Annotated in this window: 1 pseudogene; it reads right to left on the bottom strand. The window is 66.9% G+C overall.

What is annotated here, in order from left to right:
• A pseudogene (locus D471_RS33345) lies at window positions 1–248 on the bottom strand (ABC transporter permease); the annotation flags it as partial.

Here is a 248-nt window from a genome sequence, read left to right as displayed (position 1 = left end):
CCCCCCAGCCGGTACTGGCCGTCGACGCCGATGTTGAACAGCTTCATCTTGAAGCCGATCGCCACGGCCACGGCGGCCAGGTAGTAGGTGGTGCTGTCGTTGATGATCTGCACCATGCTGTCCGGCCGGGTGCCGTACTCCAGCATCCGGGCGAACGTCGCCATCGGGTCGATGCCGCTGAACAGCAGCACGAGCGCGGTCACCGCGATCGCGATCAGCCCGGCCGCGAACACGGCGGCGAAGGACAG

This window comes from Nocardiopsis lucentensis DSM 44048 (assembly GCF_000341125.1).
GTDB lineage: Bacteria > Actinomycetota > Actinomycetes > Streptosporangiales > Streptosporangiaceae > Nocardiopsis > Nocardiopsis lucentensis.
The sequence above is the reverse complement of the archived record's forward strand: the minus strand, read 5'-3'. Positions and strand labels throughout refer to the sequence as shown.